The organism is Amycolatopsis ultiminotia, from assembly GCF_039536925.1.
Taxonomy (GTDB): Bacteria; Actinomycetota; Actinomycetes; order Mycobacteriales; family Pseudonocardiaceae; genus Amycolatopsis; species Amycolatopsis ultiminotia.
Genome location: NZ_BAAAZN010000033.1, coordinates 24,859 through 45,377 on the forward strand (window position 1 = coordinate 24,859; position 20,519 = coordinate 45,377).

Genomic DNA, 20,519 nt, shown 5'->3' on the forward strand with positions numbered 1-20,519 from the left:
GGAACGACGTCCGCGCTCACTGCCGTGGATGCATCTGGAACAGCGAAATCGTCGCGCTGGCCCGCACCGTGCCCGGGGTGCGCGGCGGCTTCGCCTCCTCGTGCAGCACCTCGCCGAGCTGCCGGGCGAGCCGCAGCGCGGTCTGCCACGCCTGCGGGCTCACCCAGACCTCGGCGTCGGTCGTACTGCCGCGGACCCGGGGTTTGCGCAGTTCGGTGCGCCGCCGCAGTTCCTCGCCGAGTACGGCGGCCAGCACGAGGTGATCTGCCCGTCCGGCCTCGAGCCGTTCCCCGCTCTCCGGGCCGTGCCGGTACCGCTTGGCGCGGCCGCCGCGGATCGAGACCTCCTCGGCGACCCGCACCAGCCCGGCCCCGTGCAACCGCCGGAGGTGGTAGCTGACGTTGGCCTGGCTCTCGCCCAGCTCCCGCGCGGCCTCCGCGGCGCTCATCGCCGTCCCGGTGAGCAGCGACAGGATCCGCAGCCGCAGCGGATGTCCGAGGGCACGCAGGCTGCGCAGCCCGTCCGGGGAGGTGGTCACCGGACCAGTCTGCGCGCGGCCGGCGTCCACCGTCAAATGAGTATTTGGCGGTTGATACTCCACAAAGGACGGACAGCCCCGGCCGAGTCCGGAGCGTGGACTTCTGGCAGGATCCACGCCACTGAAGTCACCGGCGCACGGCGAAGGGGCAGGCTGCGGATGGGTCTTGGCAGGAAGATCGCCGTGCTGACGACGGCGGCCACGGCACTGGCAGGCATGGCCGCCGGGGTGCCCGCCGCGGCGAGTGGGATCGACTGGAAACCGTGCCCGGCCGCGAGCGGGGTGGACTGCGCCAGCCTGACCGTGCCGCTCGACTGGGACCACCCCGGCAACGGCACGATCCAGCTCGCGCTGGCCCGGCGCAAGGCGACCGATCCGGCGCACCGGATCGGCTCGGTGCTGATGGACCCCGGCGGTCCCGGCGGCGCGGGCGCGGGCGAGGTGCAGAACGGCTGGTCGTTGTCGCCGAAGATCACCACCCGGTTCGACACCGTCGGCTTCGATCCGCGCGGCGTCGGGCAGAGCACCGCGGTGCGCTGCGGCCTCGACGAGATCAGCGCGGACGATCCGCAGGTACCGAAGGACGCCGCCGAATTCCGGCAGCTCATCTCCTACGACCGGGCGTTGGGCACCAGTTGCGCCCGGAACACCGGACCGCTCGCCGAGCACGTCGACACTGCGAGCGTGGTCCACGACATGGACGCCATCCGGGCCGCACTCGGCGAGTCGAAGCTGACCTACTACGGCGTTTCCTACGGCAGCCTGATGGGCCAGCAGTACGCCGAGACCTACCCGGACCGGGTCCGCGCGCTCGTGCTGGACAGCAACATGGACCATTCCATCGGCACCACCTGGGAGTTCCTGCGCACCGAAACCCAGGCCGTGCAGGAGCTGTTCGACCAGTTCACGGCCTGGTGCGGCCGGAGCACCTCGTGCGCCCTGCACGGCCAGGACGTGCACGCAGTGATGGCGGAGCTCTATTCCCGCGCGGAACAGGGCAAGCTCGGCACCCCGGACGATCGGCTCGACCCGCTCGCGCTCGTCGGGCTGATCACCCAGAACTTCTACGGACCCACCTGGGACGCGCTCGCCAAGAGCATGGTCGAGCTGCGCGACGGGAAACCCGCCGAGGCCGCTTTCGGCACCGGTGAGATCAGCGTGCCCAGTGCGTTCGGCAGCGTATTCTGCTCGGACTGGCGGCTGCCGGTCACCAGTTTCCCGCAGCTGGAGGGCTACCGGCGGGCGCTCGCGGCGGTCTCCCCGGACCTGCACTTCTCCCAGCTCGGCTGGGGCGCGGCGACGGGTTGTGCGGGCTGGCCGGCGCCGGTGCGCAACCCGCAGCACCCGCTGTCGATCCGCCCCGGGGTGCCGATGCTGATGCTGAACAGCCGGTTCGACCCGGCCACCCCGTACGGCTGGGCCGAGCGGGCGGCGCGGCAGGCCGGTGCGCCGCTGCTCACCTACGACGGCTGGGGCCACGGCGCGTACTTCAAGAACAGCCAGTGCGTCACCGACGCCACCGACGAGTTCCTCCTGGCAGGTACGGTGCCCGCGCCGGGCACACACTGCGCTGCGGTGCCTCCTTCCGGACAGTCCAGGGTGGACGGTCCGGCGGGAAACACCGCGCCGCGGACGGTGGCGTACTGAGGCCGCGCCCGGCCCCTTCCGGAGCCGGGCGCACCGCGTCAGTACTCGTCGCGTCCGGTGAACTGCTGTTCCAGCAGCTCCGCCGAACCGGCGACGAGCTCCAGCGGATCGACGAACTCGTTGAGGTCGAGGTTCACCAGCGGCAGCGAATGCCGCAGCACGAGGTGCTCCCCCATCGCCACGATACCGCCGACGACCAGCGTCTCGCCTGCCTCGCTGAGCACGCGGTACAGGTCCACCTCGTCTACCCGCGCGAACGGGGTGGCGATCTGCACCCAGTCCTCACGCCGGTCGAACACCTCCCGCGCGATCACGATGACCTGCGCCCTGCCCTCGGTCTCCGCGTCGTCGGAGAACGAGATCCGGACCCGGATCTCGTCCGGTTCGTCTCTGATCACCCGGTATTCGTGCCTGATGAACGCGACCAGGTCATCCCACTGGGCCACGCAATTCCTCCCGTCGATAGCTCGCCGAAGATCAGCTTAGTGAAGGGAGCGGGGTCCGGACAGCCGAATCACGCGGCGGAGCTTCGGCGCCGCGGCAGGGGTTTCGTGCCTGCCGGAGAGGCCGGCACGAGGGGGGCAGCCGGTTCGCACGGCTGCCGGTCACCACGCTCGGGCGCTGAGCCGGTAGAACGCGAACGGTTCGCCGCCGCGGCGGATCTCGCGCCGGTAGGTGAACCCCAGGCGCTCCATGACCGCGCGCGAGCGGAGATTGTGCACCTCGGTGTAGGAGAGCACTTCGCCGGCACCGAGCGTTTCGAAGGCGTACTCGAGCCCGGCTCGGCCGATCTCGGTGGCGTAGCCCCGTCCCCAGTGGACTTCACGCACCGCCCAGCCCAGCTCCAGCCGGCGGGCACCGTCGACGTCCTGATAGGACAGTCCACCTCGGCCGATCAGTTCACCGGATTCCCGGTGGTGGGCAAGCCATTTTCCGGCGCCCTCGGCGGCCCAGCCCCGGCCGATGGCGGCGGCGCGGGCCTGCGCGTCGGCGCGAGTCCAGGTGCCGTACCAGCGGGCGATGCCGGGGTCGGCGTGCAGGCGGTACAGCTCATCGGCCAGGTGCGGGCCGATCGGGGTAAGGCGCAGGCGTGCGGTGTGCACTCAGGCCGCCATCCGCTCCGGAGTACCGAGCGAAGCACTGACCCTGGCGATGAATTCCGCATTGGATTTGGTGGTGCGCACCTGCTCGAGGAACTGTTCCGCAGCGCGCTTCGGGTCCTGTCCGGCCAGTGCGCGGCGGACCTCGGCGAGCACGGTGAGTTCGGCGGCCGGGACGATCAGCTCGTCGCGACGGGTGCCGGAGCCGAACAGGTCGACCGCCGGGAACACCCGGTGGTCGGCGAGGGTGCGGTCGAGCCGGAGTTCGGAGTTGCCGGTGCTCTTCAGCTCCTCGAAGAACACCGTGTCGGCGAGGGAACCGGTGCCGACGAGCGCGGTCGCGATGATGGTGAGCGAACCGCCACCCTCGACATTGCGCGCGGCGCCGAGGATCTTCTTCATCGGGTGCAGTGCACTCGCGTCGACCCCGCCGGAGAGCACCCGCCCGGACGGCCGCGCGGCGAGGTTGTACGCGCGGCCGAGCCTGGTCAGCGAATCGAGCAGCAGCACCACGTCGCGACCGGTTTCCACCAGCCGCTTCGCCCGTTCCAGCGCCAGTTCGGCGACCGCGGTGTGCTCGGCGGGCTTGCGGTCGAAGGTCGACGCGACGACCTCGCCGTGCACCGTGCGGCTCATCTCGGTGACCTCCTCCGGCCGCTCGTCGGCGAGCAGCACCATCAGGTGCGCCTCCGGGTGGTTCAGCGCGACCGACTGCGCGATCGCTTGCAGCACCGAGGTTTTCCCGGTGCGCGGTGGTGCGACGATCAGCGCCCGCTGTCCCTTGCCCAGCGGCGCGACGAGGTCGAGCACGCGGGTGGTGAGCTGGTGACGGCTGGTTTCCAGGACCAGCCGCTGATCCGGGTGCACCGGGGTGAGCCGTTCGAACTCCGGCCGGTCCGCACTCGGCGGCGCACCGTTGACCTCGACGAGGTCGCCGTGATCGAGGACGATTTCGTCGCCACGGCGCAGCCCGTGGGAACGGACCAGCCCGGCCGGGACGGTGGGTCCGCCCGGCTGGTAGCCGAGTGTGGCGGACTTGCCGTGGATGTCGAGAATTCCTTGCTGTGTCATGGTGAAACTCCTGAAATGCGGGGCGATCGACGCCTGGTGCGGATCGCCGGGAAGAAGCCGGGGGAACCGGCGGGGAGGAAGGACCGACGGGGCCCGACGCGGGCCACCGGGAACTTCCGGGATTTCCGTGGGCGGCTGGGCCGACATCCACGGGATCCGACCGGAGGATAGCGCATCAGCAATCCCCCGCACAACCGTGCGGTGACCGGCCACACTCGCCACCGGCGGCCATCCGGCCGGCCGGACCGGGAAGGAGCGGCTGTGCACCTGGTTTTCCCCGTGCTGCCGGACGCCCTCCCCGGGCTGACCGGACCCGGCCGCGCTGCTGGCGTTCACGTCGCTGGTGGCCGCCGCGCTGCTCGTGGTCCTGCTGACCGCACACGCGGACCGCGGGGAACCGCACTGTGGTCGATCCCCGCTCGGGCCCGCCGCACTGCCTTGTACGAACACTCCCGCCGCGCGGCCTACCTGCGGCTGCGTGATCGCAGCACACCCGGCAGTGCCCGGCCACGCGCCCCCTGGGGTTGTCCGCCGTCGCCGCGTAAACCCCGCCGTCCGACTGCTCCGCGATGGTCCTCTTAGGACGGTCCGGCGATCGTCACCGAGCCATCCGGCGGGCACACCGGATCTGCTGAACCGACCGGCGTTTCGCGCCCAGCACGGCAGCCCCTTGGCGTTGGCCTACTTCCGGCTCTTCCGGGCGCTCGCGCATGGCCGGTGCACCGGTGTGTGGTTCCGCGTACCAGCCTGCCGCTCACAGCCAGGCTCGGTACTGCTCTTTCGGATGCGCATGGCCTGAGCCGGCTGTTCTCCGTGCGAAACCGGGGTTTCCGAGCGCGTATCACCGTCCTTTTCGGACGATTCGGTACGCGGCTTTCCTCGCACATGCACACCAGCCTCGAGCACCCCGGGGGAGTTCCGTCATGACCACCTTGCTCAGCGCGCCGCTTGCCGGCGCTTACCACCTCGTCCACTGGCTCGCGACGTTCGCGGCGGCGATCGCCGGACCGTTCGCGACCGCGGTGTCGACCGTGCCGTTCACCGCCGCCGTGCGGCTGGCGCTCGTGCCGGTCGCCAGAGCGGCTGCCCGCGGGGACCGGGCGCGGGCCGCCATGCTGCCGCAACTGCGGGCCCTGCAGGACCAACACCGAGACGACCGGGACCAGCTGACCGCCGCACTGGCCGATCTGCAGCGGGAATCGGCACCTCGCCGTTCGTCGGATGCCTGCCGACGCTCGCGCAGCTGCCCTTCTTCTGGGTGATCTACCACCTGTTCAGCTCGGCCGTAGTGGCCGGCGGCCCGAACGCACTGCTGGGCAGCACCCTGTTCGGCTGCCCTATGGAACGGTCGTGGTCACCGGCCTTATTCCACTGGCCGCCTCGCTGTACCTGCTGACCACCACGACATGGACCGCGGTGGAGCGAATGATGCTGCACCGATAGGCACGAATCCACCGGGAAAAACCAGAGAAAATGCGTCTAGAATATGCATCACTAGAGTATTTATGTCTTGTCACGGCGAATTCCGGAAAACGCATCACAAGCGGTAAGTGATCGGCTACCGTGCTCTCTGTCTGCAATTGCCGACAGCGGTGCCGAGGGGGCAGCCATGTGGGAGGACGTCGGATTCGCGGTGGCAGGGACAGCCACCCAGACCACCGGGGCGGGCGGCTTCGTCCTGGAACCGGACGAGGCAAAACAGCTGCTCAGCAGGCTTAAAGGGGTTCGTGACCAGCTTCTCACCATGCAGCGGCGAGCGGCCCGCCTTTGCGCGATGACGGCACCGTCGCAGGATCCGGGCACCATGGCCGCGCACGAGGCATTGGTCGGTGACGGCGGCGGGAAACTGGGTGCATTCTCCTACGGTGGTGGCCACGTCGATCTTCAGCTGGCCTATGTCACGGAACTCGTCGACCGGATATCCGCCGCGCTGGGTATGACAGAATCCAGCGACCATCATCAAGCCGGACTCCTCGGCGAAATCGACCCTCCCGGAAAGACGGAATGAACCTCCGCGCACCATTGGCACTGCTCGGTGCGGCTCTGTTGCTGGCCGCTTGCTCGAGCACGACGGCAGGCACCCCGAGTCCCGCCCCGAGCAGTTCGACCGCACCGGCCAGCCGGGTACCGCCCTACGCCGGGGCGCCCAAAGTCGAGAACCCGCTGCCGGATTCGGTGCTCGCCGGTGACCCCTGCCAGGCCCTCACCCAGGAACAGATCGTCTCGGACGTCGGCCCCGGCATCACCGGCAAGCAGGAAAGCGCATCCGGCTTCGGCCCGACGTGCGACTGGCCCGACAGCGATGCCGGTTCACTGCTCACGGTCTCCTTCATGACCGGGCAGAAACTGGGCCTGAGCGCGCTCTACGACCAGACCAGGAAACTCATGAAGCGGTTCGACGTGCTGCCGCCCGTCCAGGGCTACCCGGCCGTCGCCTACGACGATCATCCGGGACCGCAGTCGCCGTCCTGCCAGACCGCCGTCGGGATCTCCGACACCCTGCGCTTCGAGATCGGGGTCGAACTCGGCGCCGCCAACCGGGACAAGACCGACGCCTGTCGGATCACCACCGCGGTCGCCGGGCAGGTGCTCACCACGCTGATGCAGAAAGCGGGTCGCTGATGGAGGTCGCCGACATCGTCAAGCAGTGGATGGAACAGCACCAGCCTCCATCCGTGCCGATCGATCAGATCGTGCGCCAGGTGCAGGCCGGTAATCCGGCCGGCTGGCACCAAGGTCTCGCCGACTCCCGGCAGATGGCCACAGACCAGGAAGCGCTCAGCCAGGACATGACGCAGATCCTCGGCAGACTCGAACCGGCCTGGAGCGGGGCGGCGGCCGGGCAGGTGTCGTCGCGGTTGCAGAAGGTGCGGGCGTCCATGATCGACGCGCACCAGACCTTCCTCGACAACAACGCCACGCACACCAACAACACCACGATGTACGAGAATCTGCGCAACCAGCTCGCCCCGATGCCGGGCAAACCCAGTCTCGCACCGGGCCAGACCGCGGACTGGTCAAACTACGACTACCTGGCCAAGGCCATGGCCTACAGCGACGCCTCCGAGAAGAACCTTGCCACGTACCAGAGCTTCGTCGACCAGAGCCGGGGCAACAGCGGGCAGCTCAAATACGACTACGGGACCGTCGGTGCCTACGACGGCGGCGACGTCTCCCTGAATCACCAGCCCGGCAGCACCGCGCAGCCCGACGGGCCACGCTCGGCCGGCGGCGGAACCCAGTCCCCACCCGGAGGTGCCGGTGGATCTCCGGCGTACTCCGGCGGCCCGTCGTCGGTGCCAGGCCAGTCCGGCGGCACCGGCGGGTACCCGGGCGCGGGCCCGCATCCCGGTGGCGACAGCACCACGACCAGTTCCGTCGGCCAGCCCGGCTATCCGGACGTTCCCGGCACGGTCGGCACCGGCACCGGCACCGGATTCGGGTCCGGCGGATCGGGACCGGGCAACTCCGGACCGGGCGGATCCGGCGGCCTGGGCGGGTTCAGCCCCGGCGGCCTCGGACCGGGTACCGGGACAGGCGGTGGCGCCGGCCGGTTCGGCGGCACCGGACCGGGCACACCGGGTGGCGGCGCGGGCTCGGGAGCACGCGGTAACAACCCGGGGGCCGGAGCACGCGGCAACGGCCCAGGTGCGGGAGCACGCACCGGCACCGGTGTCGAATCCCCTGGTGTCCGGCCGGGCGCTGCCGGACGGGTCGGGGCGGCCGGCGAGCGCGGGATGTCCTCGGCCGGTGCACCCGGCGGACGGGGCGGGAAGAAGGACGAAGACGAGGAGCACGAACGCAAGTACGTCCTCGACGTCGACCTCTTCGCCGACGACAAATCCGCGGTCGATCCGGTGACCGGACTTCGTCCCACCCCGCCGACGCTCGGCACATGACCGCGCTCGAGGAGACGGTCCTGCTGCCTGCCACCGCGTTCGGCATCGCCTGGGACATGCTCGACCTCGGTGCGCCGCATCCGGTCTTCGGCATCGACCGGTACTTCTGGCCGGACGACGCCGGCAAACGGCAGCTGCACACCGCGACGCTCGAGCTGCTCACCCGGCTCCACCTTGCGCACGACCGCACGCTGGACCCGCGGTGGCGGACCACGCTGCACGTGCTGGGCAACGCCGAGCGAGAGTGTTTCGGCTGGTCCCAGCTGCGCGACGGAACCCGCCGCAGCGCGCTCGCCGCATTGCGCGGCGCGGACGCGGTGCTCGCCACCGTGCACGACGACCTGGTCGAACTGCACCCCATCCCCACTGCCCGGCTGGCCACCGCGCTGTTCGACACCCTCCCCGAGGTGCCGGGCGCGGCAATCCGCCCGGTGGTCGTGGACCGGCCGAGCGAGGAAACCCCGGACCTGTTCGAGGACAGCCACGACCGCGATCACCTGAGCGCCGTGCTCACCCGGCCGCAGGAAGCCGTGCACCAGCTCTACGCGGCCCGCCGGGTGCGCGGACGCCGCATCACCGGCGGCCCGATCACCGCGGTCGACCTCGACATCGGCCGTGTGCTCACCTACCGCAACAGCGACGACCGGATCGAGCTCATTCCCGGCCACCCCCGCGCGGTCGTGAAGGTCCTCAACGACACCTACGCCGTCCTGTAATCGCTCACGGCTTCCTCCGCAGATCCATCGACAGCAGTTTTCCCGTCTCCAACAAGGACTTCAGGTTCGACAGCACCACGGCCCAGCCACCGGAGACGTCCCGGTGCGCCTGCTCGTCGGCGAGGTCGGTGTGCGTCACGGTGAGCCGCACGACGCCCTGGTACTCCTGGATGTCGAAGGCCACCCGGGACGGCACCTGGTCCTCCGGGCCGGCCGGATCCAACCAGGTGGTGACGAGCCGCCTCGGCGGGACCGCCTCCACCACCTCGCCGACGACATCGGAAACGCCGGAGCCGTCGGCACGCACATGTGCCCACCGGGAGCCCTGCTGCCAGTCGGATTCGTTGCGGTGCGCCCAGTACTGCGCGGTCGTGTCCGGATCGGTCAGCGCTTCCCACACCCGTTCCGGGGTGCTCTCGATATAGGTGACGTAGACGAAACTCGGCTTCTCGCGCATGGCTTCCTCCGCTCGGTGTTTGACCGCACTCAAGGCACGCAACCGGGGGCGCTCGAACCGGTCCACCCACCTCTCCTGCATTTCCTGCAACGGCACCGGATTGAGGTAGTGCAGCTTCTCCCGGCCCCGGCGAGCGGTGCTCACCAGGTTCGCCGCCGCCAGCACGGCGAGGTGCTGGGTGACCGACTGGCGCGTCATGTCCAGCCGCCGGCACAGCTCGCCCAGCGGTTGCCCGTTGTCCTCGCGGAGCAGATCGAGCAGGTACCGGCGGGTCGGATCGGCCAGCGCCTTGAACACCTTGTCCAGGTCCGGTTGCACACGCACAGTAAGGCAGGTAAATACCTGCATGTCAACCCCGGTGCAGGTCAGAGCAGTTCGGCAGCCATGGCCGGGGCTGGCATCCGGGCGTCGAACGGGAACATCGGCCGTTCGATGGCGTGGTGGCCGAGGCGCAGCAGATCCTGGTCGACGCCGCCGGGGGTGAGCGCGAGCAGCCAGCCGGCGGCCATCTCGTACAGCTCCGGTTCCAGGTAGCCGATCTTCACGATCACCAGGTCCGCCTGCCGGGGGTGCAGACCGAGGGCCCGGAAGTCGGACTCCAGGTGATACGGCTTGCGCCGCGCGGTCACGATCACCTGCAGACCACCGACCGCGAGCACCACCGCGGTGCCGGCCACCGGGTCGCCGGCATCGATCGCCGTCACCCTTGCGGTGACCGGCACCGGACCGTGCGGGCCGGAGTCGACCTTCCCGCCCACCTCCAGTGAGACCGTCGCGCCGACGCCGGCCTCGACTGCGGCGGCCACTGCCTCGGGGTCCACAATGGCCGCGTACAACGTGGTCAGTTCGGACTCCACAATGGACGGCGTGTGCAGCAGCACGTCCAGGCTCCACGACGTGTCGCCGGCACCACCCGCGGTCGGGTTGTCCCCGGAGTCGCTGATGAAGAACGGCCGCTTAGGCGAGGACGCCGCCTGCGTCAGGCATTCCGGCAGGGTTCCGGTCGGCGCGACGAACGCGAAGTCGTGCCGGGCGTCCCAATAGGACTGCGCGAGCCGGGCGGCCTGCGTGCGGAGCACCTCCTCGTCGTCGCCGCTCACGACTACCGCGGCCTGGCACCGCGGTTCGTCCGCCCAGGCGTAGCCGACCCAGATCGCCGCGTCGAGAACCCCGTCGAGTGCTTCGACCTCGTCCACTGCGGCATACACGCTCTTCGCCGGTTCCAGCCGGGTGCTGGTCTTCTCCCCTGGCAGCAAAACCGGCACCGGCACCCACGCCTTCTTCGGCCGGCCACCGGCGCGCAGCCGGGCGACGAGGTTGCGCGCGGCCCGCTCACGGGTGTCCCAGGCGTCGGTGTGCGGCGCCTTGCGGTAGCAGGTGATCAAGTCGAGCGCGGTGGCCAGCTCGCGGGAAACGTTGCCGTGCAGGTCCATCGACGCCGACACCAGCACGTGCGGTCCGACGATCGCCCGGATCTCCTGTGCCAGCGCACCTTCCACGTCGGTGCGGCCGACCACGCTCATCGCCCCGTGGATGTCGAAGAACAGCCCGTCGAGTTCTTCTGCCGCACGCAGCCGGCGCAGCATCTCGCCGGACAGCTCGGCGTAGGCCTCCTCGGTGACCGCGCCGCCGGGCAGGGAACGCGCGTCGACCAGCGGCACCCACTCCACGTCGTGCGCCCAGTCGGCATCGAGGAAGTCATAGCGGGCCAGCAGGTCCGCACCGCGAAGCACCCGGAAATCGTCCACAGTAGATCGATGTGGGGAGAACGTGCTCGATTCGATGGCAATTCCGGTGATCCCCACTCGCAGCCTCTTCATCGCCCGCTCCGTATCGCTTGGTCGAACACTTCGTCCAACGCGAGCGCACCCGCGCCGTACAGCCCCGCGTCCGCGCCGAAGCGCACGCGGTCGATCCTGAGTTCACTGGTGGCCAACGGAAGGCATCGCTCGTACAACGCGCCGCGCACCGCCGCGACGAACGCCTCCGAGCCGGACAGTGCGCCGCCGAGCAGCACTTCGTCCGGGTTGCCGAAATTGACCACTGTGGCCAGTACCTCGCCGAGTTGCAGTCCGGCCCGCCGGACCGCGGTGGTCGCCGCCGGATGCCCGTCCTCGGCCGTCGCCACGACCTGCGCGGTGGTTTCCACCGCCAAACCCTGTTCCCGCAACTGGGCCACGAGTGCGGCACCGCTGGCGACCGTTTCCAGGCAACCGCGGTTGCCGCAGGTGCACGGGCGGCCCTCGGCCGCGGGCACCCGGACGTGGCTGATGTCGCCTGCCACCCCGGCCCGGCCGCGGTACAGCTCGCCGCCGACCACCAGCCCGGACCCGATACCGGTGCCCGCCTTCACCGCGAGCAGGGTGCGCCCCGGCGCACCGGCCATCGATTCCCCCAACGCCTGCAGATTCGCGTCGTTGTCCACCACGACCGGGAGATCGAAGTACTCGCCAAGGGTGTCGCGCACCGCGAACCCACGCCAGCCCGGCATCCGCGAGGGCAGCGTGATCGTGCCGGCGCCGACGTCGACCGGACCGGGGAAAGCCACCCCGAGTCCCAGCATCCGGCCGGGGCAGCCGGATTCCGTGAACACCTCCCGTACCGTCGCGGCGAACGCGTCGAGCACCTCGGCCGGGTCCCGGTTGATCTCGAGCGGGCGCTCCTGCACGCACAGCAGGTCGCCGGCCAGGTCGAGTGCGCCGATGCGCACATGCCGCGAGCCGACGTCCGCGGCCCAGACATGGCCGAAACCGGCGTTGACCGACAACAGTTTCGGCCGCCGTCCCCCCGCGGAGCGCCCCTCACCGGACTCGGTCAGCACCCCGGCGGAGATCAGCGCCTGCGTGCGCACGGACACTGTGGACTGCGGGAGCCCGAGCACCCGCGCCAGGTCCATCCGCGACGCCGCCTGCCCGTGCGCGACGAGCCACAGCAGGCGCAACGGGCCGACCGAGTCCTGGGCCACCGGGTCACCTACTTAAATCAAAGCTGATGTAACCAAACTGTCAAACTGCCCTCTTGGCAATTCGCATCTCGCGTGCGAGATTACACGGCAACCGAGAACCGGCCGAGCCTCACGGCTATGGCTTTCATCAGATCTGTTGGAAGTGATGTCGATGGTTCGACGCCCGTGGCGCTCCGCGCTCGGCGGTGTCCTCGCCGTCGCACTCGTGCTGTCCGGGTGCGCGGGGGCGACGCAGCAGCACGGTGGCGGTTCCGGGAAACCGGTCGCCGGCGGCACCGCGCGATTCGCCCTGCCACCGTCCGCGGCGCCGAACTGGATCATGCCGATCTCGATCCCCGGGTACGGCGCCAGCTACAACGGCGCGGTGCGGAACACCCTGTTCGTCCCGCTGTACAACTACGACGGCGAATCCGGCACGGTCGCACTCGACGACCGGTCCAGCGCGGCCAACCCACCTCGTTACTCGGCCGGGGGCACCTCCGTCACGATCACCCTCAAACCACTCACCTGGGCCACCGGCGACCCGCTGACCAGCCGTGACGTCGAGTTCTGGCTCAACCTGCTGCGCGCGGGCAAGGACAACTGGGGCAAGTACTCCGCGGGCCTGATGCCGGACAACATCAAGTCCTTCCACGCGGTGGACGACCGCACCTTCACGCTGACCCTGGACAAGGCGTACAACCAGGACTGGTTCACCGCCGATCAGCTCAGCCTGATCGTGCCGATGCCGCAGAAGGCCTGGGACCGCACGAGCGCATCCGGTCCGGTCGGCGACCACGACCGCACCCCGGACGGCGCGAAGAAGGTCTTCGACTTCCTGGTCGGCGAGGCCAAGCAGCTCGGCACGTATCCGACCAATCCACTGTGGAAGGTCGTGAACGGGCCGTTCACCCTCGCCGGGTTCACCGCCTCCGGCCAGGTGACGCTGAAGAAGAACCCCGCCTACACCGGCCCGGATCCGGCCGAACTGGACACCGTGCAGTTCCTGACCTTCACCAGTTCCGCAGCCGAGTACAACGTGTTGCGCGCGGGCGGGGTCGATTACGGCTACGTGCCCACCGCCAACCTCGGCCAGCGTGACCGGATCGAGGCGCAGGGCTACCGGATCGAACCGTGGACCGGCTGGTCGATCACGTACTCGCCGTACAACTTCAACAATCCCGAACTCGGCAAGGTGTTCCGCCAGCTCTATGTGCGACAGGCGATCCAGCACGCAGTGGACCAGCAGGCCATCACCTCGGTGATCTGGCGGGGTTCGGCCAAGGTCGGCTACGGTCCGGTTCCCCAGGACAACGACACCAAGTACCTGTCGGCCCGGCAACGAAGCAATCCCTACCCCTTCGATGTGGACAAAGCCCGGCAACTGCTTTCCGCGCACGGCTGGAAACCCGGCTCCGACGGGGTGCTCGCCTGTGCTGCCGCGGGTACCGGACCGGATCAGTGCGGCGAGGGGATCGAGCCCGGTACCCGGCTGTCGATGACTATGCTCACCGAGTCCGGCTCCGACGAAACCGACGGCACGATGCAGGAACTGCGCTCGGAACTGTCGAAGGCCGGGATCGAGCTGCGGATCAACGCGCAACCGCTGAACACGGTGCTGGCCAACGGAACCGCGTGCAAGCCGCAGGACGCGTCCTGTTCGTGGCAGCTGTCCTACTTCGGCACCCAGGGCAGCTGGTACTTCCCCGCCAACCCGAGCGGGGAGCAGCTGTTCGCCACCGACGCCGGGACCAACTTCGGCAGTTACTCCGACCGGCGGGCGGACGAGCTGATGAACGAGACCAACCTGTCCTCCGCCGACCAGGCGATGTTCGACCACAGCGCCTATCTGGCCGAACAGCTGCCGGTGCTGTGGCTGCCCAACCCGCCGTATCAGGTGTCCGCAATAGACACCGCGTTGCGGGGCGTGCGCCAGGATCCGCTCGCCGGACTGCTGCCGCAACGCTGGTTCTGGACGAGGTGAGGACATGACGCGCTACATCCTGCGCCGGCTCGCGCTGGCCGTGGTGGTCGTGCTGCTGGTCACCGTGGTCACGTTCGTGCTGCTGCACCTGCTGCCCGGCGGCCCCGCGCGGGGCGTGCTCGGGGTCACGGCCACCACGGAGCAGATCGCCGCGTTCAACCACGAGCAGGGTTTCGACCAGTCACTTCCGGTGCAGTACTGGGATTTCCTGCTGCGGCTGCTGCACGGTGACCTCGGCGATTCCTACACGCAGAACTCCCCGGTCGCCACGCTGCTGGCCGAGCGGCTGCCGAAAACCCTGCTGCTGACCGTGGTCTCCACGCTGCTCGCGATCATCGTCGCGCTTCCGCTCGGCGTATGGCAGGCGGTCCGCCGCGGCCGCGCCGTGGACCACGTGAGCACCACGATCACCTTCCTGCTCTACGCCACGCCGGTGTTCTTCCTGTCCCTGGTGCTGATCATCCTTTTCGCGCAAGTACTGCCGTGGTTCCCGGCACAGGCCGCACAGGGCGAGACGATCGGGGAGCTGCTCTCGCAGCCGGGTTCGCTGGTCCTGCCGGTGATCGCGGGTACCGGGGCCGCGCTCGCCGCATTCAGCCGTTATATGCGAGCGTCCACTCTGGACAATCTGGCCGAGGACTACGTGCGCACGGCGCGGGCCAAGGGCACCCCGGAGCGCACGATCATCTGGCAGCACGTCTGGCCCAACTCGCTGACGTCGGTGGTCTCCATGCTCGGCTACTACGTGCCGGTGGTCTTCAGCGGTTCACTGGTGATCGAATCCATGTTCAACTACCCCGGCGTCGGGCTGCTGTTCTGGACCGCGGCGCGCAACGCCGATTTCCCGGTGCTGCTCGGCGTGGTGCTGGTGGTCGCCGTGGCGACCGTGCTCGGTTCGCTGCTCGCGGACCTCGTCCAGCTCGCGATCGATCCGCGGGTGCGGGTGAAGGGAGCCCGGTCGTGACTGTCCTGTCCCGACTGCTCGGCCGGCGGACTGCGCTGGCCGGGGCGATCCTGCTGTTGATCGTCGTGCTGTTCTGCTTCCTCGGCCCGCTGCTCTACGGCACCGACCAGATGCACACCGACCTGTCCGCGGCCCGGCGCTCGCCCGGTTCCGGACATCCACTCGGCACCGACGACCTCGGCTATGACGTGCTCGGCCGCCTGATGGTCGCCGGGCGGACGTCGCTGGTGATCGGCGTGCTGGCCGGACTGATCGCGACCGCGATCGGCGCGGTGTGGGGCGCGGTGGCCGGGTACACCGGCGGCTGGGTCGACGTCGCGGCGATGCGCGTGGTCGACACCGGTGTGGCCATCCCGGCGCTGTTCCTGCTGCTGGTGGCCGCGACCCTGGTCACGCCGAGTGTCGGTGTGCTGGCGTTGCTGATCGGCGGGGTCTCCTGGCTGGTCCCGGCGCGGCTGATGCGCGCGGAGACGGTGAGCCTGCGCGAACGTGACTACATCCGGGCGATCACCGTGCTCGGCGCGAGCCGCACCCGGGTGGTGTTCCGGCACATCATCCCGAACGCGATCGGCACCGTGGTGGTGAACGCGACCTTCCAGATCGCCGACGCGATCCTGCTGGTGGCGTACGTGAGCTTCCTCGGCCTCGGCGTGCCCGCCCCGGACACCGACTGGGGCGCGATGCTGTCCAAGGGCATCACCTACACCTTCGACGGTGCGTGGTGGCTGATCCTGCCGCCGGGTATCGCGATCGTGCTGGTGGTGTGCGCGATCAACTTCCTCGGCGACGGACTGCGCGAGGCGTTCGCGGTGAAGGGGCGGCGATGAGCGAGGCAGTGCTGGACATCCGCGATCTGCGCGTGTCCTATCAGGATGGATCGACCGCGGTCGACGGGCTTTCGCTCTCCGTGGCACCCGGTGAGATCGTGGCGCTGGTCGGCGAATCCGGTTCGGGCAAGAGCACTGCCGCACTCGCCGTGCTCGGCTTGCTGCCCGCGAGCGCGGCAGTCTCCGGTTCGGTCGTGCTGACCGGCCGCGACGTACTCGACCTGCGAGGCGAACAGCTGCGGAAGCTGCGCGGGCCGGCTGCCGGGATGATCTTCCAGGAGCCGATGACCGCGTTGAACCCGTTGCGCACCATCGGGTTCCAGCTCGCCGAGGCAATCCGCAACCACGATCTGCCACGGCGCAGGCACCGGCACTACCATCCGCGGTGTGTCGAGCTGCTCGAACGCGTCGAGGTGCCGGAACCGGCGGCGCGGCTCAAGCAGTACCCACACCAGCTTTCCGGCGGGCTGCGGCAACGGGTGATGATCGCGATCGCACTCGCCGCCGGGCCGAAGCTGATCATCGCGGACGAACCGACCACCGCACTCGACGTCACCGTGCAACAGCAGATCCTGGACCTGCTGCGTGACATCCGTGCGCAGGAAGGCACCGCGACGCTGCTGATCACGCACAACATGGGGGTGGTCGCCGACGTCGCCGACCGGGTGCTCGTGCTGCGCTCGGGCAGGCTGGTGGAGCAGGCGCCCGCCACCGAGCTGTTTTCCTCCCCGCAAGCCGACTACACCCGCGAACTGCTGGCCGCGGTACCGCAGCTCGGCTCGTTCACTCACGATCCTGCGCCGGAAGAGCAGGCGAAACCGGTGCTCGCACTGTCCGAAGTGGTCGTCGAATACGGCGGGCGCCGGGCGGTCGACCGGGTGTCCCTCGAGGTCGCCGCGGGCGAGATCGTGGGGCTGGTCGGCGAATCCGGTTCGGGCAAGACCACGCTCGGCAACTGCGCGCTCGGGCTGGCCATCCCGAAGTCCGGTACGGTCGAGGTGCTGGGTGGCCCGCTGCCGCGGGGAACCGGGCGCAGCGCCCGCGCGGTACGCCGACGGATCGGCGCGGTGTTCCAGGACCCGGCGTCGTCGCTCGACCCCCGGATGACGGTCGCACAGACCGTGGCCGAACCACTGGTGGTGCACACCTCGGCCGGTCGCGGTGAACGACGGCGACGGGTGCGTGAGCTGCTCGACGCGGTGGAGCTGCCGGAGGCGATGCTCAGCCGGTACGGGCACGAACTGTCCGGCGGGCAACGGCAACGGGTCAGTCTCGCCCGCGCCCTGGTGCTGGGCCCGGATCTGCTGATCGCGGACGAACCGACGAGCGCGCTCGACGTCTCCGTGCAGGCCTCGGTGCTGGAGGTGTTCCGACGGCTGCACGAGGAGTTCGGGTTCGGCTGCCTGTTCGTCAGCCACGACCTCGCGGTGGTGGACAGCCTGTGCGACCGGGTGGCCGTGCTGCGGTCCGGTGAACTCGTGGAGCACGGCCCGGCGGAGGTGGTCCTGCGTACCCCGCAGCACCCGTACACCCAGGCGTTGCTGCTCTCCTCCCCGGTACCCGACCCCGAGCTGCAACGGGCACGACGAGTCGCGTTGTCCACTCCGGATCCCGCCGCGTGAACTACGTGCGGGCAGGCGTGGACATCGGCGCCACGAAGACCCTGGTCGTGGTGTGCGACGCCGAGGGCCGCGAACTGGCCTCGGCCTCCGCACCCTCGCAGGCACATCGCGGTGGTGCGGCCATTGTGGACCGGGCGGCGAGACTCGTCCGCGCCCTCGTACCGGGCCACCGCGTACTGTCCGGGGTCGGCGTCGGCGCGGCCGGGGTGGTCGATCCGGCCGACGGCACGATCCTGGTCACCGGGAACTCGTTCACCGGCTGGGCGGGCACCCGGGTCAACGCCGAGCTCTCCGCCCGGCTCGGCGGGGTGCCCGTGCGCACGGAGAACGACGTGAACGCGTTCCTCCTCGGCGAACTGTCCACAACGGACCGGCACGTACTCGGCGTGGCGCTCGGCACCGGTGTCGGTGGCGCACTGTACGTGGACGGCCGGCTGCTGCACGGTGGCGGCATCGGTGCCGGGGAAATCGGCCACATCGGACGGCACGGTCCCGAACCGTGCACTTGCGGGCAGATCGGGCACCTGGAGGCCTACGCCTCGGGCCGGTCACTGTCCCGCCGCTACGCCAAGGCGACCGGCCGGACCCGGCCCGCCGAAGCCGTCGCGGCCGCTGCCCACGACGGCGACCCGGCAGCGAACGAGGTGTTCGCCGACGCCGGGCGTTTCCTCGGCGACGCGATCGCCTACGCGGCCGGGTTGCTCGGTATCGAGAGCGCGGTGGTCGGCGGCTCGGTCACCGGCTCGTGGTCGCTGCTGGAGAAACCGCTGCGGGAAGCGCTGGCGGAGCAGCCGCTGCTGTCCGGCGCGCCGGTGGAGATCCGGTTGTCCCGGGGCGGGGCCAAGGCGGTGGCACTCGGTGCGGTCGGCCTCGTTCCCGGCTGACCCGCCCGACCAGCGGGCACACCGTCGGCCCGGACCGGATCGCGTCGCCCTGCTACTCCGGATGCAGTAGCGCCCGCACGGCACCGCGGATCGTTTCACCGCACCGTGTGTAACGGACGTGGCAACGCTCCGCGATGATCCGGCATCGACGGGTCCGGTCCGGTGCACAGGCGCAGCCCCAGGCCGCTGCCGTGCGCTGCGGTTTCGGCTGCGCAGTTGTCCTGCGGTGGCATTTCACCCGGCCCGTCCGCGTGTCGGCGTGGCGACGCCGGAGTAGCCAGCCGGTTTCGGTACGTGGGCGTAGTCTCCCGGCAGCTGACAGCAACCGACTTGGTCTATACCATTCAACTCCACTAGCATGCAGTGGTCCGGTCGGCCCGCCGGCACAGCTCACCGAGGGGGGAACGTATGAGCGCCATCAGGCGGAACATCGTCCCGCTCCGTTACTCGGACCCGAGCGTGGTCGCCTATGTGCGCAGCCCGACCGATTGGCTGGTGTCCAACTGCGGCTGGATCCGCGGCCGCGACGGGGTGCTGCTGGTGGACACCTGCGGGACCGAACAGGACACCCTCGACCTGGTCGCCGACGTCCGCAAGTACTCAGTCGTCGAAATGCCGCTCACACTGGTGCTGACGCACGCGCACGGCTCCCACCACAACGGCACCGGGGTCGCGCTGCGCAACGGCGGGCGGGTGCTCGCGGCGGCGTCCGCGGTGGCCGAGGTGCGGGCCGGCGCGCAGCGCGACGAAGAGACCTTCAGCTGCACGCGTTGGGGCAAGCTGGAACCGCCGCGCCCGGAAGTGGTGCACGCGGTCATCGAACCGGTTGAAGTGGACCTCGGCGATGTGGTCGTGGAGGTCGTGCCGTTCCCCGGCGTCGCACACACCGACGGTGACCTCGTGCTGTTCGAACCCCGCACCGGCACGCTGTTCACCGGCGACCTGCTGTCGGTCGGCTCCACGCCGCTGGCCACGCACGGTTCGGTGCCCGGCTGGCTGACCGCGCTCGACTGGCTGGACAAGGTGTTCCCGGACGTGCGCACGTTCGTGCCCGGACACGGCGAGCTACGGCATCCGGGCAGCTTCCCGGTGGCCGTGCTGCGCACCTACCTGCACTGGCTGCTGGACGCGACCGCACCCACCGACACACCGGATTTCGCCGGACTGGCCGCCATCGCGCGCCGCCGCTGGCCCACGTGGACACTCCCGGAACGGCACGTCGGCAACCTCATGCGGGCGCACGCCGACCAGCACGGCCACCCGCTGCCTCCGGAGGCGGCGATGCGCGCCATTCTGGAGGCCGCGGGCGGCAAGATCGACCTGGACGCCCGGCTCGGTCTCTGAGCCCGGCCCAGGTCGCAAGTGGACACCCGGGGAAAGCCCCGGCGACCGGGGGTTTCCCCGCCCGCCGGCAGTACTTCGAGGTTCAGGCCTTCTTGCGGCCGCCGCGTTTGCGCGCAGGCTTGGCAGGCGGTTCCTCGACGGTCTCCTCGCGCTCCTCGTAGGCGCGGACGATTTCCGCAGGCAGCCTGCCGCGGTCGGAAACCTGGTACCCGTTGGCCTCTGCCCATTCCCGCATCGTCCGGTTGCGTTCACGGTCGGCTGCGGTCGAGGTCGGCCGGGGGGCGGCACCCGCGGCGATCCGGACCTTGCGCCCGCCGATCCGCCGGGAGACCGAGACGTAGCGGGCCAGCTCGTCGCGCAGCGCGGCGGCGTTTTCGTCGGACAGGTCGATCTCGTAGTTCACGCCGTCGAGACTGAACGGGACGGTCTGTTCGGCAATGCTGCCGTCGACGTCGTCCACCATCTCGACATGAACCTTCTGCGCCATGGTTCGCGTTCCTTTACCTTCTACAGGATGTGCCT

At 69.8% G+C, this 20,519-nt stretch carries 20 protein-coding genes; 12 read left to right on the plus strand and 8 right to left on the minus strand.

Translation table 11 applies throughout. The features are described 5' to 3' along the window. Positions 1–16 precede the first annotated feature (16 nt). On the minus strand, positions 17–538 hold the full coding sequence (locus tag ABD793_RS41215) for an ArsR/SmtB family transcription factor (protein WP_344869190.1): 522 nt from the start codon (positions 536–538) through the stop codon (positions 17–19). A 159-nt stretch (positions 539–697) separates the two neighbouring features. Here ABD793_RS41215 and ABD793_RS41220 point away from each other — a divergent pair, with 159 nt between their 5' ends. Beyond that, positions 698–2,185 carry an alpha/beta hydrolase gene (locus tag ABD793_RS41220; protein ID WP_344869192.1) on the plus strand — a complete coding sequence of 496 codons (1,488 nt, stop codon included), beginning with the start codon at positions 698–700 and terminating at the stop codon, positions 2,183–2,185. 38 nt (positions 2,186–2,223) lie between these two features. On the opposite strand, the gene ABD793_RS41225 is transcribed toward ABD793_RS41220, so the two are convergent. From ABD793_RS41225 to rho, 3 genes are all read right to left on the minus strand, one after another. Beyond that, a complete protein-coding gene (locus tag ABD793_RS41225; protein ID WP_344869193.1) occupies positions 2,224–2,631 on the minus strand; it encodes a hypothetical protein in 408 nt (135 codons plus the stop codon). A gap of 159 nt (positions 2,632–2,790) precedes the next feature. Continuing rightward, positions 2,791–3,288: a GNAT family N-acetyltransferase gene (locus ABD793_RS41230; protein WP_344869194.1), complete on the minus strand. Its 498-nt coding sequence runs from the start codon at positions 3,286–3,288 to the stop codon at positions 2,791–2,793. Further along, a complete protein-coding gene (gene rho / locus ABD793_RS41235; protein ID WP_344869196.1) occupies positions 3,289–4,356 on the minus strand; it encodes a transcription termination factor Rho in 1,068 nt (355 codons plus the stop codon). It abuts the gene before it with no gap. A gap of 923 nt (positions 4,357–5,279) precedes the next feature. Here rho and ABD793_RS41240 point away from each other — a divergent pair. The 5 genes from ABD793_RS41240 to ABD793_RS41260 all read left to right on the plus strand — a co-directional run bounded on the left by ABD793_RS41240 (position 5,280) and on the right by ABD793_RS41260 (position 8,971). Further along, on the plus strand, positions 5,280–5,618 hold the full coding sequence (locus tag ABD793_RS41240; protein ID WP_344869197.1) for a hypothetical protein: 339 nt from the start codon (positions 5,280–5,282) through the stop codon (positions 5,616–5,618). A gap of 347 nt (positions 5,619–5,965) precedes the next feature. Beyond that, positions 5,966–6,364: a hypothetical protein gene (locus ABD793_RS41245; protein ID WP_344869198.1), complete on the plus strand. Its 399-nt coding sequence runs from the start codon at positions 5,966–5,968 to the stop codon at positions 6,362–6,364. Beyond that, positions 6,361–6,978 (plus strand): DUF3558 domain-containing protein, encoded by a 618-nt coding sequence (locus ABD793_RS41250; RefSeq protein WP_344869199.1) that lies wholly within the window; start codon positions 6,361–6,363, stop codon positions 6,976–6,978. The genes ABD793_RS41245 and ABD793_RS41250 overlap by 4 nt, the downstream gene beginning before the upstream one ends. After that, positions 6,978–8,255, plus strand: coding sequence for a hypothetical protein (locus ABD793_RS41255; protein WP_344869200.1), 1,278 nt, complete (start codon positions 6,978–6,980; stop codon positions 8,253–8,255). Before ABD793_RS41250 ends, ABD793_RS41255 begins: the two co-directional genes overlap by 1 nt. Further along, complete coding sequence (locus ABD793_RS41260) at positions 8,252–8,971, plus strand: ESX secretion-associated protein EspG (protein WP_344869201.1); 720 nt, start codon at positions 8,252–8,254, stop codon at positions 8,969–8,971. Before ABD793_RS41255 ends, ABD793_RS41260 begins: the two co-directional genes overlap by 4 nt. 4 nt (positions 8,972–8,975) lie before the next feature. On the opposite strand, the gene ABD793_RS41265 is transcribed toward ABD793_RS41260, so the two are convergent. The 3 genes from ABD793_RS41265 to ABD793_RS41275 are packed head-to-tail and all read right to left on the minus strand — an operon-like array spanning position 8,976 to position 12,393. Continuing rightward, the gene (locus tag ABD793_RS41265) at positions 8,976–9,746 is read right to left on the minus strand and encodes an ArsR/SmtB family transcription factor (RefSeq protein WP_344869222.1); all 771 of its coding nucleotides are present in this window, start codon (positions 9,744–9,746) and stop codon (positions 8,976–8,978) included. Positions 9,747–9,793: 47 nt separating this feature from the next. Further along, complete coding sequence (locus ABD793_RS41270) at positions 9,794–11,248, minus strand: M81 family metallopeptidase (protein WP_344869202.1); 1,455 nt, start codon at positions 11,246–11,248, stop codon at positions 9,794–9,796. After that, positions 11,245–12,393 carry an ROK family transcriptional regulator gene (locus tag ABD793_RS41275; protein WP_344869203.1) on the minus strand — a complete coding sequence of 383 codons (1,149 nt, stop codon included), beginning with the start codon at positions 12,391–12,393 and terminating at the stop codon, positions 11,245–11,247. Before ABD793_RS41275 ends, ABD793_RS41270 begins: the two co-directional genes overlap by 4 nt. A gap of 151 nt (positions 12,394–12,544) precedes the next feature. On the opposite strand from ABD793_RS41275, the gene ABD793_RS41280 reads away from it, so the two are divergent. From ABD793_RS41280 to ABD793_RS41305, 6 genes are all read left to right on the plus strand, one after another. Next, entirely contained in the window at positions 12,545–14,356 is a 1,812-nt protein-coding gene (locus ABD793_RS41280; protein WP_344869204.1) for a peptide ABC transporter substrate-binding protein, read from the plus strand. Between the two features lie 4 nt (positions 14,357–14,360). Further along, positions 14,361–15,320: an ABC transporter permease gene (locus ABD793_RS41285; protein ID WP_344869205.1), complete on the plus strand. Its 960-nt coding sequence runs from the start codon at positions 14,361–14,363 to the stop codon at positions 15,318–15,320. After that, positions 15,317–16,147, plus strand: coding sequence for an ABC transporter permease (locus ABD793_RS41290; RefSeq protein WP_344869206.1), 831 nt, complete (start codon positions 15,317–15,319; stop codon positions 16,145–16,147). Before ABD793_RS41285 ends, ABD793_RS41290 begins: the two co-directional genes overlap by 4 nt. Next, on the plus strand, positions 16,144–17,769 hold the full coding sequence (locus tag ABD793_RS41295; protein WP_344869207.1) for a dipeptide ABC transporter ATP-binding protein: 1,626 nt from the start codon (positions 16,144–16,146) through the stop codon (positions 17,767–17,769). Before ABD793_RS41290 ends, ABD793_RS41295 begins: the two co-directional genes overlap by 4 nt. After that, the gene (locus tag ABD793_RS41300) at positions 17,766–18,653 is read left to right on the plus strand and encodes an ROK family protein (protein ID WP_344869208.1); all 888 of its coding nucleotides are present in this window, start codon (positions 17,766–17,768) and stop codon (positions 18,651–18,653) included. The genes ABD793_RS41295 and ABD793_RS41300 overlap by 4 nt, the downstream gene beginning before the upstream one ends. Positions 18,654–19,061: 408 nt before the next feature. Beyond that, positions 19,062–19,997: an MBL fold metallo-hydrolase gene (locus ABD793_RS41305; RefSeq protein WP_344869209.1), complete on the plus strand. Its 936-nt coding sequence runs from the start codon at positions 19,062–19,064 to the stop codon at positions 19,995–19,997. 82 nt (positions 19,998–20,079) lie between these two features. On the opposite strand, the gene ABD793_RS41310 is transcribed toward ABD793_RS41305, so the two are convergent. After that, positions 20,080–20,484, minus strand: a complete 405-nt coding sequence (locus tag ABD793_RS41310; protein ID WP_344869210.1) for a histone-like nucleoid-structuring protein Lsr2 — start codon at positions 20,482–20,484, stop codon at positions 20,080–20,082. Positions 20,485–20,519: the final 35 nt, after the last annotated feature.